5 protein-coding genes are annotated in these 17,200 nt (G+C 36.5%); 1 reads left to right on the forward strand and 4 read right to left on the reverse strand.

Annotation, left to right across the window (positions count from 1 at the left end):
• Positions 1–191: 191 nt before the first annotated feature.
• Both H526_RS0119140 and H526_RS0119145 read right to left on the reverse strand, forming a co-directional pair.
• A complete protein-coding gene (locus tag H526_RS0119140; RefSeq protein ID WP_027394492.1) occupies positions 192–1,169 on the reverse strand; it encodes a PorP/SprF family type IX secretion system membrane protein in 978 nt (325 codons plus the stop codon).
• A gap of 5 nt (positions 1,170–1,174) precedes the next feature.
• Positions 1,175–8,602 carry a T9SS type B sorting domain-containing protein gene (locus tag H526_RS0119145; protein ID WP_027394493.1) on the reverse strand — a complete coding sequence of 2,476 codons (7,428 nt, stop codon included), beginning with the start codon at positions 8,600–8,602 and terminating at the stop codon, positions 1,175–1,177.
• 19 nt (positions 8,603–8,621) lie between these two features.
• Between H526_RS0119145 and H526_RS32525 the strand changes: the two genes are divergently transcribed.
• Positions 8,622–8,744, forward strand: a complete 123-nt coding sequence (locus H526_RS32525; protein WP_281171960.1) for a hypothetical protein — start codon at positions 8,622–8,624, stop codon at positions 8,742–8,744.
• An 11-nt stretch (positions 8,745–8,755) separates the two neighbouring features.
• Here the strand turns inward: H526_RS32525 and H526_RS0119150 are convergent, their stop codons facing one another.
• Together H526_RS0119150 and H526_RS0119155 are read right to left on the reverse strand one after the other, a co-directional pair.
• Positions 8,756–16,144: a beta strand repeat-containing protein gene (locus tag H526_RS0119150; RefSeq protein ID WP_027394494.1), complete on the reverse strand. Its 7,389-nt coding sequence runs from the start codon at positions 16,142–16,144 to the stop codon at positions 8,756–8,758.
• Positions 16,145–16,201: 57 nt separating this feature from the next.
• A partial coding sequence (locus tag H526_RS0119155; RefSeq protein ID WP_027394495.1) for a hypothetical protein occupies positions 16,202–17,200 on the reverse strand: 999 nt, incomplete at its 5' end.

A 17,200-nucleotide genomic window follows, 5' to 3' on the forward strand; every position in this document is an offset into this window, starting at 1 on the left:
ACCTATACAGATTAATATTCTCTTTTTTTATGTCTATAACTAATCTTAATAGTGGTTCAGTCAGTTATTTTATGTTCTTAAACATGGTAACAATTACATTTTAAAGGCAAAAAAAACACCTATCTAATAGATAAGTGTTTCCAATATTTATATTTTATCGTAGTAAAAAGAGTAGTTATTTACGATTTATTTTAATAAGTACATCCACATTTACTTTGTCTACATCCGAAATCTATTCCTAAAGTAATCATATGCGATCCTGCTGCGTTACTTGCATCAAATACTTCATTCACATTTACCTGATATCCATAGGCAACATAGAAATTAGATTTTTTAATACCAATCATCGGAGAAACAGATAACGGTTTAAAATCCTGATCTACTAATGACCTTAAACTTATTCCAGCCCAATAATAATCTCCTCTATGTAACTTACGTACTTTTAAATTAAGATCCGCTGTACTTCTACCATCACCAGCAAAGTTCTGATATAACACTGAAGGCTCTACTTCTATATCGCTAAAGCGATCATAAAAAGTATATCCAGAATACACATAGTAGTTCTGTATAGAAGAAGGTTCCGTAGGATTAAAATCATCTATTTGCTTCTGTAGTAAATTCACCGCATTAGCACTTAAGAAGAATCTTCCTAATCGATACAATACTCCAATATCAAAGTTGGAGTTATTTACTGTAACATTCTCTAAACTTTCACTAGGCGGCATATTAGGGTCTCCATCATTGAACTGAGATGTGTCTATTCCAAACTGAGTAAACTTATAACTAATACCAAAGGATAGGTATTGATTGGTATACTCATTTAGTGTCAAGTGGTGTGCAAAAGATAATTGTACACCTTTTTGAGAAGTTGCTCCATTTTTATCATTAAATAAAATAGCTCCTACACCCGAACGATCAGAAATACGACCATCTATAGACACTGACTGTGTTCCTGGGGCATCAGCAATATCAACCCACTGTTCAAATCCCGAAGCTCGAACCTGCCAACAATCTCCAATACCTGCATAAGCACTAGATATTAAATATGGATTATCTGCAATATATTGGTTTTGAACTGGTGCAAAAAACTCTTGACCATAACTTCTATTACCAACTATAGCTGTTATTAAAACTATAGCTATTATTATATGTCTTGTGTACGTTCTCATACTTATTATCTATATAAAGTAAAGTGACCTGTAAACTCTCTGTTATCAATGTCATTAAGAATAATGGTAAACCAATAATCTCCTGATGGCAACTCACTTCCTTGGTAAATTCCATCCCAACCGTTATTGGTTCCTTGGTCTCCAACAAACTCAGCTAATAATCTACCATATCTATCGAATACCTTAACTTCCATATCATCAAAGAAGAATGGATCTCTAAACGGATCTTGTCTAGGATACCAGGTATCATTTGTACCATCACCATCAGGTGTAAAGTAATTCGGAATGATAATGTTAATAAAAATCAACTCTTGAACTCCAACTACCTCACAACCCATATTATCTACAACTCTTAATGCATACTCCGCAGTTTCATCAATAGAGAAAATATTATCATCTAATTCTCTATAATCCGCATCGGTTAAATCATTCACCGTTTGCCCATTAGGTATGATTGCTACAAAATAAGTGTAATCTCCACTACCTCCTGTTACAATAATTTCATACTCATTAGGATCCTGAGGATTATTTGTCATCTGAGCAATTGGTGTTGCTAAAGGAATATATTCTTCTATTGTTATTGATCCTAAATCAAACACACATCCTGTAGGAGTATAAGTCATAGTTCCTTGATATTCTCCTGGTTGTACAATGAATGTTGGAGATAAACTATCTCCTGGACTCACACCTCCATCTAGTGATACTAGGTTGTAAAGAATATCAGTGTCTACAGAGTCATCGCCTAAAATAAAGTCTATGTAATATATAGGTGGTTGATTTATCGAACCATCTGTATTTATTATTGGACAATCAACTCTAGGACTCATTACTCCATTAAGAATAGCTCCTTCTGGAATATCCACTGGTAAGTTTATTCTACAATCATTAGCATCTCTAATAAAGATCGTAGTAGTTCCGCCTGGAAGGTCCATATAAGTCAACACTCCGTCCATAAAATCTCCATCATTATTTGTGATATTTGTTGAATACGGTGGTGTACCTCCGGTAATATCGATAGTAACTGCTCCATCACTATCACCAAAACAAGTTTCTGGCGTTATTGCTCCCACAATATTAGCCATTAACTGATCAGGCTCACCGATAGTTACATCATATACTTGTCCACAACCATTAGCATCCTGTGCAAATACCTGATACGTTCCAGGAACTAAATTGGTAAACGTATGTTGGTTAGGAACATTGTCCGATTCATCGTTAAAGAATTGACCTGGATTTGTACTTATTGCAAAAGAATAATCTGGTGTACCTCCAGCCGCAAATACAATAATAGATCCATTATCCTCTCCGAAACAAACCACATCTGTAATTTGAGGTGGAATATTTTCAAACTCCGCAGGATTTATAATATCGAAATCTACTTGAGCAACACAATTTCTATCACTTCTTACTAAATATGTATAGTTTCCTGGTGGTAAGTCAATAAATTCACTATTATTTTGAGGACCCCAAGTTTGAGTAGTAGTATTATTCGTTAACTCAAAAATATAGTCTCCAATACCTCCGGTAACAGTAGCATTAATAACAGCTGTAGCTTCATTAAAACAGTTAATATTTGCAGCAGTTGTATCTAAAGCAATCATTATCTGATTAATTGGTATTACAGGAACTGGCGAAGATAATTGAGATCTACAACCATTTACATCCTCTACAAAGAATTGATACTCTCCTGCTCCAAGGCCTGTAAAAATTCCAGATCCTCCATTTGCTACTTCATTACCATCTTGATCAACGTAATAATATTCAATGATTGCTACATCACTTGTTCCACTGATTGTTACATCAATTGTATTAATATCACACGTAACTTCTGTAACACTATCTATACTAACAGTAACTTCATTTGGCTCATTTATAATAGCAGTAGTTGTCGCTGTACAATTTAAATTATCAGAAACTGTAATCGTATAAGTTCCTGCACCTAGATTATTGAATACATTAGTAGGCTGTGGTCCACTAGTAGTAACTCCATCAGGGAATGTTAAAGTATACAAATAAGTTCCTGGTCCTTGACCTCCACTAGCAACAACAGTAATACTACCATCAACATCCTCAAAGCAGGTAACACTGCTATCCGCTATTGGATCAACAATTATAGCATTAGGTGACTGTATGGTAAACTGCTCATCATCGGTACATCCTTGACTATCTTCAGCAGTAACCGTATACAATCCAGCAGTTAGATTTTCGAATAACCCTGTTGTATTAGAAATAGCGCCAGGAGTTAACGTATATGTAACTGTTCCTTGAGCTCCAGTAACAGACGCTTGGAAAGATCCATCACTACCAGGAACACAAGACTCTACCGTGTTGATAGCTGATATAGCTGTTACAATTGGTGCACCAGGTCCTGTAATTGCAACAACATTCGATCGTTCTGTACACAATGGATCCGCGGTTTCTACAATTTCTACAATATATACACCTTGTGGTAAATTAACCGGTAAAATATATGGATTTGGATCCGTTGTTGTATCTCCTGTTCCAGAGAACGCTGTTGGATTCCCATTTTCATCAAGAATTGTAAAATTATATGGTCCTGTATATCCAGTTATCGATATATTGATCGTACCATCTGCATCTCCTAAACAAGTTTCAGGTGTTTCCTCCGCTGCTACCAATTCTACAAAATCGAATTGATCAATTTCATGAGTAACAGTAATCGTACACATCGTAATCTGATCTGTAATTCTAAATGTATAAATACCTAAAGGTCTTGGTAACAGAAAATTAGCTGTTGACACACCAGCAGGTGTATCTACAGGTGCAGGTGGATTAATCACTGTACCAGTATTGTCAATTAATTCAAACAAGAAATCCCCTGAACCTCCCTGTACAGATACAGTAACTTCTTCATCAACAGCACAAGTGATATCTGTTACGATAGCAACAGCAGGATTTGTCATTATTGGGAATGGTGCTACTGTTTCCGTTTCAGTTACAGGATTTGTAGCACAGCTATTACTATCCGTAACTGAAATTAAATAATCTCCTTCTTCATCAGCAGTAATTTCATAATCTATTTCAGGAGTACCTAAATTAGCGTCAGCGATATCTAATTCAGTTACAACTACTCCAGAAGGTGTTTCATAAGAAATACTATATGGTGCAGTTCCAGCTGTTATTGTTACAGTAATTATAGGGAATACTGAACTATTATCTGGAGCACAGCTATATGCACTTTGAGAAATTGCTACAGCAACTTGCGTAGCATTCGCAACCGTAATAGCAACCTGACCAGAACAACTTCTATCTGAGGTTACCACAACTACGTAATCTCCAAATGGTAAATCAGTAAATACTGGATTATCTATTTGATCAACTCCAACCTGTTGCGCTAAATCAGGGTTTCCTGTTCCATCATCAACATATATTTGATATGTGTAAGGACCATCTAAATCAGTACCTGTTTGTAATGTCACGGTAACTGTTCCATCAGTCGCTCCTATACATGATACAGCAGTTGACGTTGCAGATGGAATAGGATCCAACGGCACCGTTAATTCTGGAACATCTATTGTAATTGTACACGGCGTAGTAATCGCAGCGATATTAACATCTGTAATTTCCACTATATAATCACCCGCAGCGATTGGAGTAAAAATATTATTTCCTACCTGAGGTCCAGCAACAATTGCGTTTGTAGCTTCATCTCTTAGGGTAAAAGTGAAATTACCTGGATTGACAGCAAAATCTGATCCACCATTAACTGTTACTGTTATTGTTCCATCAACATCTCTACAAGTAGGGTCCGTCGTGAAATCTGCAGTAGCAGTTAATTCTGGTAATATCGTTATTGATTCCACATTAGAAGGACATCCATTTTCATCATATGCAGTAACCGTATAAGTTCCAGGAGTAGCTACAGTGAATGTATGCGCAGTACTTCCGTTATTAGCATCTTCTATAACACCTGTATCTAATTGGAATCTTAATATTCCTGAACCTGGCGGTACCGGAACATTACTAGTTCCTGATGCAGATATTACATAACTTCCATCATGAGTACATACATCATCCACCGTAAGTGGATTAAGTACAGGATTATCAGTTCTATTTACCGTAACCACTATAGAAGCAGGATTAGAAGTACAGGAATTATCATCCACAACACTAATTGTATAATCGGTACTAGTGCCCGTAACAGGTAAATCAAATATTCCTGTTGTGTTTGTAGTTGTAAATGTTCCTCCACTTGGCACATCTGTTGCAGTAAAAGTATAAGGAGATGTTCCTCCAGAAGCTGTTACTACAACTCTTCCATCTTCATTACAATTTGCATTAGTATTAGAATCTAAGGCTAATAGTAATTCTGTAGGTTGAGCAATATTGACAACATTAGACGTATCATTACAAGTAGAAACAGGATCTATAATTGAAACCTGAATACTTCCTGCTTCTAAACCAGTTATGGTAATAGGGTTCTGTACAGTGGTATCTGCACCTATAGGGCCTGTAACGGTTCCTGTAGTCGTATTTGTTACTGTATAATTATAAGGACCTGTATGCCCTGTAACAGTAAGCTCTACATTACCAGTAGCATCACCAAAACATAAAATATTTGGAGTAACCACAGCAATATTAGCCTCTATTGTGTCATAAGGAGTAATTTCATAAGGTAATGTCTCTATAGAACATTGTGTTCCTTGATCAAACACTCTAAAGATATAATTACCTACACCAGGTAAAAAGAATGAACCACTTGTAGTTGTAGCTCCTCCGGAAGCAACTCCTATCTGAGATGGTACTGCTCCATTGATTTCTATAAAATCAAACGGACCTGTTCCTCCAGTTACTGTAACCGTAACCTCTTCGGTGTTGGTAGTACAATTTATACCTGTTACTAGATTTACTACCGCGTCTGTCATTACAGGGAACGCAGGAATATTAAATGGTACTAGGACATTAGGACAATCATTTCTGTCAAATACTGTAAATGTATAATTACCAGATTCGTTTGCTATAATCTGAATTCCTGCTAAACCAAGATCAGTATCCAATGTAGCTGGATCTACTGGTCCAACTGTATTTCCTGATGGATCTGTATAAGATATAGTGTATGGTGAATTACCTCCAGCAAAGTTATCTACAGTAATTACAGGAAGATTTATCGCAGCACCAGTACATCCATAAGGTGTCTCCAATGCTACAGTTGCTACAGGAAGTGAAGGTTGGTCTATAATATAATCTTCAGTATCCAAACAAATCACATTTAAAGCTCCGTTTGGCTTAGTAACCCTTACTTCAATAGTATATGTTCCAATACCTAAACCTGAGAATACAGGACTTGTTTGGAATGGAGTTACATCTGCTATCGGTGCAGAAATTCTATATTCATAAATAACCGCTGGGTCAGCATCCGTCGATGCAGCTGTTAATGCTGCCGTTATAACACCATCCGTATCACCTATACAAGTAACAAAAGTAGTTTCAGGTACAAGTACTGGAGGCGTCGGAGCATCTATACTTACCGGAGCAGAGAACGAACAAAATGGTGCAATAGTTCCACGTCCATCATCCGTAGCAACTACGATATAATCACCTGGAGCAACACCAGTATAAATTCCATTAACATCACCCGTTACATTTCCTGTTGGTGTTCCAGTTCCGTCTTGTAGTACATATGTTAATGTCCCTTGTACAACACCTGATGTAATTGTTGTAGTAATAACACCTGTAGGGTTTTCACAATCTGGAGCAGTTGTAAATGCTGCACTAATAACTAGTTCGTCATAAACCACAACCGGAAGCGTATCTACAGAACAACCTGTTTCATCTGTAATTGTTATTATATACGATCCAGGAGTAGATACAATAAATTGGTGATTATTATTATCTATACTACCTGTAACCGCAGTTCCTCCATCAATTTGATACAATAATGTTCCAAGACCTGTACCATCTACATCAATTACATTACTATTATCATATGCACAATCATCAATAAAACTCGCTGTAACAGTTGGTAGTGGATTTACCACTACGGTAACATCTACAGGGCCAAAACTACATCCATTAAGATCTGCTACCCAAATATCAAAATCTCCCGCAGTATTACCTAGATCAATTGTGTTATCATTTAATGGATACGTACCTGGATCACCAGCACCATCGGCCACTACAGCATATGTATATCCATCCGTAGTTGGTGGTATTCCAAAAGGTGTACCACCATCAGTATCCATTATTACCTGTGCATTAGTACCACAACTATTAGCTGGAGTAAGATTAGTAGCTACAGAAATTAATGGATCTGGGATATCTATTTCAAAATCTACTCTGTTCGAACATAAAGTTCCATCATCTTCTCTAACAATCACATAATATCTCCCTGGTGGGAAATTAGAAATTGTAACTGGAACTGTCGCAGGAGATACTACCGCCGAAGTACCAGAAAAAGCTGCTCCTAAAGAAACATTTGTAAACTGATCAAATACTTCCCATGAAACAGATGTAACAGTAGCATCATATCCAGAAATATCAAAACTTATTTCCCCATCATCCAGTGCTGGCACCTCATTACATGTAACATCCGTCGATACAAAATTAATAATATCTGGATCAGACGGAGGCGTTACAGGTGGCACCAACTCCTGATACAAACAACCCGTAGCGTTATCTCTTACTTCTAAGATATAAGTTCTATTAAATTGAAGAACATCAAAAGCACCAGCAGTCATTCCTCCATATCGATGAATTCTTATTGGGTTAGTAGGAGTTGTAACCGTAGCGTTCAATGGTTCATCATTTAAAGGAACAAACGTACCTAAAGGTCCAGTTTCTCCAACAATACGAATATCAAATCCTAAAGGTGGATTTGTAGTGTTATCCTGACCAACACCTCCAACAACATCTATATCAAAAATTACACCGGCAAGACAATTACCAGTTGCAACAACATTCTGAACTAAATCACTTGGTGGTGAAAATATATTAAACGGCCCTATAGGATCCGGGTTAGAAACGCAACCATTATCATCTTCTACAAAGATGAAATACTGACCAAAATTTAATCCTTCGAATCGAACTGTTGTTGAAGCACTTAGTACAACAGGATTCGTTGAAGTAGTATTAGTAGAAGGAACAATAGGTCTTATTGAAACATCACTTGCATCTACCAATGTATAAGTATATGTTCCTGAACCACCACCTATTTCTAAATCTATCGCTCCTAACTCTGTAACAATAACAGATCCACCACAAGTAACAGGTGTTTCTGTTCTACTTACCTCCAAAATTTCGTCCGGTGCAGCAATTTCTACAGTTCCTGGATATAAACATCCTCTACTACTTCTTACAGTAAAGTTATAAGTATTCTCTACTAAATTAGGGAAAGTTATTTGAGTACCTGTAATTGCCACAAATGTTCCTGTATTTCCGAAATCAATTTCATAAGGGGTTTCTGTTCCTGTCACAGTTACTACAGCAGTACCTGTGTCACCAAAACAATCTACATTTACAGTTGGTGCTGTGATTGTCGGAGCAACCGGATCTGTAACTGTAAAAGGAGAAGTAGTAAATGTACACCCTCTATCATCAGTAACTCTAAAAATATAAGTTCCAGCTCCTTAAGTAGCTACATAATCTACAAATGGTGTAGTACCATTAGTAATATGATCTACAAAAGCACCTCCATTAAATGAAACCGCAATGTCATAAGGCGTGTATCCTCCATTCACAACAAAAGAAAAAGAAGCATCAACAGGAGTACCTGCAGCATTACAAGTAATATCCGCCACCTGGGTAACATCAAGTGAAACCGCCTCTGCAATAGTTTCAGTAAGTGTTACTGGACAACCATTACTGTCTGTTATTGTAATTGTATACGTACCTGCTTGTGTTAATGCAGGCGTTGTAGTAAAAGTAGTAACGGCACCCACATTAGTGTCTGGTATCACTATCGTTCCACCTAATGCAACATTATATATATAATCTGGGGTTCCAGAGTTTGTTCCGTCAATGTTTATCGTAAAACTTACTGTCCCATCATCCAAACAGAAATCAGAACCCGTATCTACTGTAGCTGCTATCTGTGGTAATTGATTAATATCTAAAGTTTGTGTAGCAGATACACAAGAATTACTATCCGTTACTATAATTTGATACCCTGTTCCATTAGGAACATTTAAATAAGGATCAGTAACTGGTCTACTTGGACCAACAGCTGTTCCTCCTGAATCATTTAATATCCAAGTGTAACCAACACCACTTCCACCCATCACATTACTAATGGTAACAGTACTTGTATTAGCAACACAATCTTGATCAATAGGATCTATAGTAAACGTAATAACATCAGGTTCTCCAATAATTACTTGATCTGTTGCTGTACAATTAGTTCTTTCATCTGTAACTAAAATATCATATGTTCCAGCTGCCAATATATCTCCTGTTGGAATAGTTGCTGTGTTTTGACCTGTTGCTTGCGCAACAATAGTTCCTCCTATAGAAACCTCGTATTCATAAGTCTCTGTTGTTAAATCAATTCCTGAAACTGTAAATGATAATTCTCCTGTACTTTGTCCATTACATAATGGCTCATTAACTAAGGTAGCATTCACTGCTATTAAATCAATAGTAGGAACCGTAAAAGTTTCAGTATATACACATCCATCCGTATCTGTTCTAGCTAAAAAAGTATATGTCGTTCCAGAAGTTAACCCTGTAAACACATTAGATACCTGAGGACCTACTGTTATTGGAGCTGTAATTTCATACATTACAGTGCTCGTTCCATCTAGAGTTGGAGTCAATGTAACATCTGCTTCTAACGCAGGACATTGAACTTGTGTCGCAGCAAAAGAAAGATCAGTAACTTGTACTAATGGATCAATTGTTAACTGACCTAAGTTTATTGGACAAGAAACTGTATTTCCGTCTCTAATAAACAATGTATAAGTACCATCTGTTAATCCTGTAAATATTCCTGTTGTATTACTAAAGTCTACACCATCTATACTATATGCATATGGCGGTGTACCGTTTGCAGGATTAGATACCGTAATCGTTCCTAATTGAGGAGTTGTACTTGATCCCGTAGCATCACATCTATATTCTTGGGTAATAGCTATATCTGCTGTTATTGCAACTGGAGCAACAATTGTAGCGTTGACATCCAAGGTACAAGCAGGACTTGCTCCTGATCCATCAGTTATAGTTATTGTATGTGGTCCTACTGGAACATTGTTAAACGTTATTGGTCCGGTTCCAGTTGGTCCTTGCGTAGTGGTTGCATCTCCATCCAGTACATAAGTAAATGGTCCTTCTCCCGCGGTAACCGTAATTTCTATACTTCCGTTATCTGTAGGACAATCTGGATTTGTAACTACAGGAGCACTTGTAGCAATAGCTTCGTATGCTGTAACAGTTTCTGGATTAGAAAAAGCTGTACATCCTTGATCATCCGTAACCTGAACAACATATGTTCCTGGTGTCGAAATTGTATGAGGAGATGTAATATTTGCTTGCACCAATGTTGGTGGTGAACCTTGAGCATATAAATCAAACTGAGTATACACCGTACTTCCTCCTGCAGGAGTAAAGGTTATATTAGCATTTTCATTACAATTAATATCATTTGCCAAATCAGCGGTAATCGTCAACTCCGGATTTATTGTAAATGCCAATGCTGCAGTCGAACAATTTGTTGCTGTATTTGTAACAATTACCGTGTAATTTCCTGGTGTAAGATTAGGAATTTCAAAAGTATTTGCCGGAGCAGGTGTCGCAACTGGTAAAAACGTTATTGCAACTCCAGTTCCTCCATTAAGGCTATACTCAAAAGGACCTAAAGGAGTAGGTATTCCAGGAGTAATTGTTACCCATTGCGTTGCTTGATCTGTTCCATCGTAACAATTATCTCCTCCTGTTGCCAGTGCTATTGTTGGCGAAGCAGACTGCGTAATTGATTCAGTATTATTAATCTCACAAGCGGCTGCAGAATTACCATCTCTAACAAAAATAGTGTATGTGTCTACTGCAAGCCCTGTAAATATATTATTAGTGTTAGGATAATCTACGATTACTCCGCCTCCACTATCCAATAATCTGTATTGATAGTTTCCTCTACCACCACTTGCAGTTACTGTAATAGTACCTGTATTGGCACCACAATTTGTCTCTGTAGCTACTGTTGTAAAAGTAAGTGGTGTTGCTGGTTCTGTTACATCTACCGTTGCTGTATCAGAACAGTTTAATGGTGAGCCAGAACCTCCAGGATTCGTATCTGTAACCGTTATTGTATATGTTCCCGCAACTAAGCCAGTAACATTTACCGGACTTGTAGTGATACCGTTACCAGAATCAACTGTAGTTCCACCCAATGTAACGGTGTAATCAAAAGAAGTGCTATTTGTTACTGTAAAAGATAAGGCTCCATTGTTTTCTCCAACACAAACAACAGGAGTAGTTTCTACAGCACTTGTTATATCTATAGGATCAATTACATCTACTCTATAATCATCATTAAAAGTACATTGATCATCACTTCTTCTGGCGGTAATGGTATACGTAATACCTTGAGCTATTGTATAAGTATTCGTAGTTAAAAAACCTGTGTTTCCTGTAGCACCTGTTCCAGTTGAAGGGTCAGGAGACACATCATATTCGTAGACCACTCCAGCAGCTATATCAACTGCTGATAATGGAGGTTGCGCCTCGAAACTAACTTCTGAACTTTGAGAAGTACAATCACCATTTCCTGGTGTAAAAGTAATAGAGTCAATAGGAACAAGTGCAGGTACGTCTATAACAAAAGGAGCAGCACAATCTGCACTTCCTTGGTTTCTAATGTATACTGTATAAGAACCATCTATACTTACCAAAATATCAAATGGAGTAGTTGTTACATTTGTAAAAGTAACATTATCTAAACTCCACTCATAAGAACCAGAACCTCCTGCTATATTATCTACTTGAATAATAGCGTCTTCGCTACCAACGATACAACTTAGTGGTCTTTCAAGAGTCACATCAGCTGTGATTCCTGTTGGGGAACTAATAGAAAATCCATATTGTGTAACTGGACATATTATTGCCTCTGGTACTGGAAAAGAACAGTCAGGATTTGTAATTGCAGGTGTAGTATTAGCATGGGTTACTTGAACTACATATGAATTACCATCAGGAACTCCCGTAAATGTAATCGTTTGACTTCCTGTAGAACTAATATCATTAACCAAAGTCCATAAACTTGGATCTTCATCACTCGGATCAGCAGGATCACTAATACCGTTACCACAATTTGGATCCGCAGCACAATCCCAAAGTTGATATGTATATAATCTTCCTGCTACCGTTGGTGAAACATCTACCTGTATTTGTCCTGTATCTCCAGGACAAGGAGGTTGAGTAACAGTAACATTGTCAATTACAATTGGCTCATATGGTGATATATTATCAATACTTGCAGAAATAACACAAGCTGGTGAACCACTAGGAATACTATTATCACTTATTCTAAATGTATATGTAGTAGCTGGATTTGCAGGACTAGGAATCTCGAAAATATTACACGCTACAAAATTACCATCACCGTTATCATATAAATAATCACCTGAACCATTTAAAACATTTACTTGAACTAAAGCTCCACTATCACAAGTTTCAGGTGCTAATAATACTACTTCCGCGTCAAAAGCTGGAGCAGGATTAATCGTAACAGTTGCATCAAAAACACACTCTGGTGTCGGCCTATTTGAAATTACCTCTACAGTATACGTACCTGCTGGTAAATTATTTTGTGTATAATTACCGTTGTTTGCACTACTATTAGGTACAATTATAGGATCTGCGGCTCCTAATGCAGCACTTGAAATCGTATATTGATATTCAGGTATTCCACCTGTAACAGTTATATTAATTCTTCCAAAACCTGTTCCATTATCATCATTAACACAAGATGGGTCAACTCCTGTAACACTAAATGTTGGGTCAATCGAAGGAACATTTATTGTTTCAGAATACTCACATCCTGGAAAAGTAGTATCAATCGCATACACAGTAACATCACCGGCAGTAGATATAGGAAAAACACCAGTGGTATTTGTATAAGGACCTCCAGATGTTAAACTAAACGCAAAATTAGTAGGTACATTTATTACACTAACACTACCATCACTACCACATTCTATTGGGTTCATGGTTAAGTCTGGCTGGTAATCGTTCTTAAATACACTAAAATAAAATGGTATAATACATCCACCATCAAACTCTGCAAGAATTCTATAATCACCTGCTTCAGAAACAGTATAATCCTCTGTATCTCCTCCTGCAACCTCAACCCAATTGGCATCAGTACAATTACCATCTAACAGGGAACAAGGATCGTTAGGATCTAAAACACATGATCCCGAAGGGGTTAGTCGTTGCCAAGAAATATCATCTAAGCTAGAAGGATCAAAATTAGTTTCGAGTAATTGTGTCTGATCACCACATAATAAAATTTGCGGTATAGGAACACCACTACAATCTTCAGTAACTATGGTCGTGCCATTTACATAATCCAGAACAGGATTCGTAATATCTCTAAAAGCAGTTACTGTAAATTCTTCTGTAAGAGACATACAACTAGGGTCAACACCATCTGTATCTTCTTTAATAACTGTATAAACACCTGTTTGAGGGTTTGGTACATTAAAAAAGTTAACCGTAGTAACTACAGGTGTAGCAATACCAGGCCCCGACCAAGTATATTGATTATAACCTGTACCTGCAACTAAAAGTAACTCATCATCACAAAAAGTTACGTCTAATTGACATGCAGGAACATTAACAAGTATATTAGAAGCTTCGTTTAATTGATCTCCACAAACTCCTAATTGAGAGCTACTAGTAGTACTTCCAAGAGTACCAGACTGTAATCCAGTATAGGTAGCCGTGGCAGAATTTGTAATAACATCGGAACAAGCATCTCTTAATTCTTCACAACTACTTACTAATTGTGCTCTAAATCGTATAAAAATTGGCCCATCTCCAACTCCAACTGGTTCGTCATTTCTAGTTTCTACAATACTTGCAGGTATATTGAACTCTAGTACACCTGGTGACGTTTCTGTATAAGTTACTCCAGGTGGTAACGTGGCATCAACTACTCCTAATAGATTTGTATTAGGGGGTAATATATCTGTGATAATAACTGTTCCATCAACAAAATCTTCATTACCAATATTTTCTATTTCTAAATCGTAAAAAACTTCATCTCCCAGTTCGACATTATTTCCGGTTATTTCCGTAGTACCATCTAAATCAAAAACCTTTTTAATAATTCTTAGTTCAGGCTCTATAATAGTAACAGAAAAAGCATTAAAAAAAACACTATATCGATCTCGATCTGTGAACAACTCAAACGTCGCAGATGTTTGTCCATTACCTACAAGATCTTTTGTGACATTTGGAAGTTCAAAATAATCCATATCAAACCCTTGCGTATTCTCCGAATTAGGAGTTCGGTCTGTAATATAATTACCATCAAAAGATATAGATCCATTAAAAAAATTAGTCGTTGGATTAGCACTTGCATTTCCTTGTCCTAAGGCAGTAAGTCCTCCAGATGTATTCACTATTCTTAATTCATCTCCACCCAAACTAGTATCACCTTCTAATGAAGAAGTACCAAATCTTACATTAACAGGTTCACTAGCTCCTGTAGGTGTCGTAAACCCACTATAGGTAAACTGTAATGGAGTTTGACCACTAAAAATCTGAACAAACCCATCACTCGTACTAATAAACTTAGCCGATTCTTGTTGATCTTCATAAATAGCAACTATAAACCAACCTCCACAGGCACCATCACCACCACTGGTAAAACCTTGTGTAGCATTCATGTTAGCTACCGTATAAGTACCAAAATTATTGTCAGGATCTAATAAACTTGTTACATCCGCATAACAAACATAAGGAAGTTCGTCATTTGCATTATCTCCTAAAGGATTCGTAGGTGTATTTCTATATCCATCAAAAACAACACTGCTTGCCGTTACATCTACATATGTTCCTCCTGGTACCTTAAATTTTATATCTCTAAAATCTGCAGGACCCTGTTTTCTTGGATCTGTAAGGGGTAGGTTGTTTAAAATATCATTTCCTTCATCCGTTGATAGCGTAGCTAGAACTACATTACTCTGTGCCTGTAGTAAAGGTATTAAATCTCCACCGGCAAAATTGGCATTATTTATATCATCATTCCCTACTGATACAGAAGGAATGTTTATTGCCGGACCATTCCCTGTAAGTCTAGGCAAAAGCCCTCCATCATTTACTATTACAACTCCAACCGCACCTGCATTTTGTGCATTAACTACTTTTTCTCTTAGTGAGCAGCTTCCACCATCTCTAATCACAGCTATATTCCCCGATAGCTGAGCTCCATTAGTAATCCCACAACCATTGACAGGTTGAGCTACTACTAAATATGAAGTTACAGGATTTCTTTGTATATCAGAATTGTCATTACTAAACTCCGAGTTTCTGGCAGTATACTGTTGAGCGAGAGGACCGTTATTAATTATTAAAGCTGTATTGGTATCCGAGTTACTAGATATTTCATTATTACTAAAATTATTTGGACTATTACCTCTTGCCATATAATAATTAGCCGACCAATATAATCCGGCATATACTAAACGGCTACAATCTTCTCTAGGTACAGTTAAACCCGCTTCACTAGAGCTAAAAGTAGAGTCATCATTATCAACATCTATAAAAGCCGTAACATAGTTACCATTATTATCATTACCATTATAATTCCTATTTGGATTGGTAAAGGTGGTCCCATTATCATCTTCTATTACACCGACAATATCATTACCGGTCATTACCATGTTTCCTCTAATATTATTGAATTGAGCTCCTGGTCTTGGAGTAAGAGGGACCGATTCTTGCGCACTTATATTACTTATGGTACTGATAATAAATAATATTAACAGTACAGCTTTTTTGGGGAATAGTGTTTTCATAAGCTGCTTTTTATTTGAGTTGAGTTATTCATTCTAATATTTTTTTTGGGGTGCTCACTATTCTATTTTTAATATATATAGATCGCCGTTATATGTATTATTTACGTTAGAAAATAAACTTTGTTTTGCATTATCTAATGTGTCAAATTTGTTTAAATAAACATATATGTAATTATCTTTTGGATTTCTAAAAAACTTAGGCTCCAAACCTTGAGATTTCAGTCTTTCCATTCCTCTTTCAAAATAATTTTCTCTTTTGAAAATATTGGTTATTAAATAATAACCATTCTCTATATTATGTCCTCCGATATAGGATAAACTTTCCGTTAAAACCGTGTCATCTTTTACTGTATCCTTAATCAATCTTGATTCTTGTACTAGCCTTTTTAAAGATTCTACCCTACTCTTAGCAATATTTAATATCCACATATCACCAAAGTATTTATTTCCTATGTTGTTTAAATAATTCTCTGCCGCTTCCTCTTTATTAGCATAATACTTAATCGCAACATATTGATATTGGTTTTCCGGATTTAAGATTACCTGAGAATCATTAAATCCTAAATCTTTTAACTTATTAGTAAAACTTTCTGCGTAAGTTCCTCCTCTAAACACATTACCAATCAAATAAAATCCTTCTGGATATCCTGGTATATATTTAGTAGCATACTTAGCTTCGGGTCTTGTTGCTTCGGCGAACTTTATAAATCTATTTTTAGAAGTAAGTCTTTTAGAGCTTGTAGGGTCATTGTTTTTCTTAACCTCTTCAGCTTCATCACTCATACTTACTAAAGACTCCAAAAGTTTATTAAACTCTCTCTTATCCAAGTTTTTTGATGATGTTAATAGAGAATCTCTCGATGCAATTAATTTATCAGTAATTCTACTACTATTATCTAACTCCTTTTGTATTTCTTCTAAATCTTCACCACCATCATTTTCAGCCTCTGCTTCCTGTCTCTGTCTTTCTTCTTCTGCCAATCTTGCAGCTTCAGCTTCTTGTCTTTGTCTCTCTTCTTCAGCTAATCTTGCAGCTTCCGCCTCTTGTCTTTGTCT

This window comes from Aquimarina latercula DSM 2041 (assembly GCF_000430645.1).
Taxonomy (GTDB): Bacteria; Bacteroidota; Bacteroidia; order Flavobacteriales; family Flavobacteriaceae; genus Aquimarina; species Aquimarina latercula.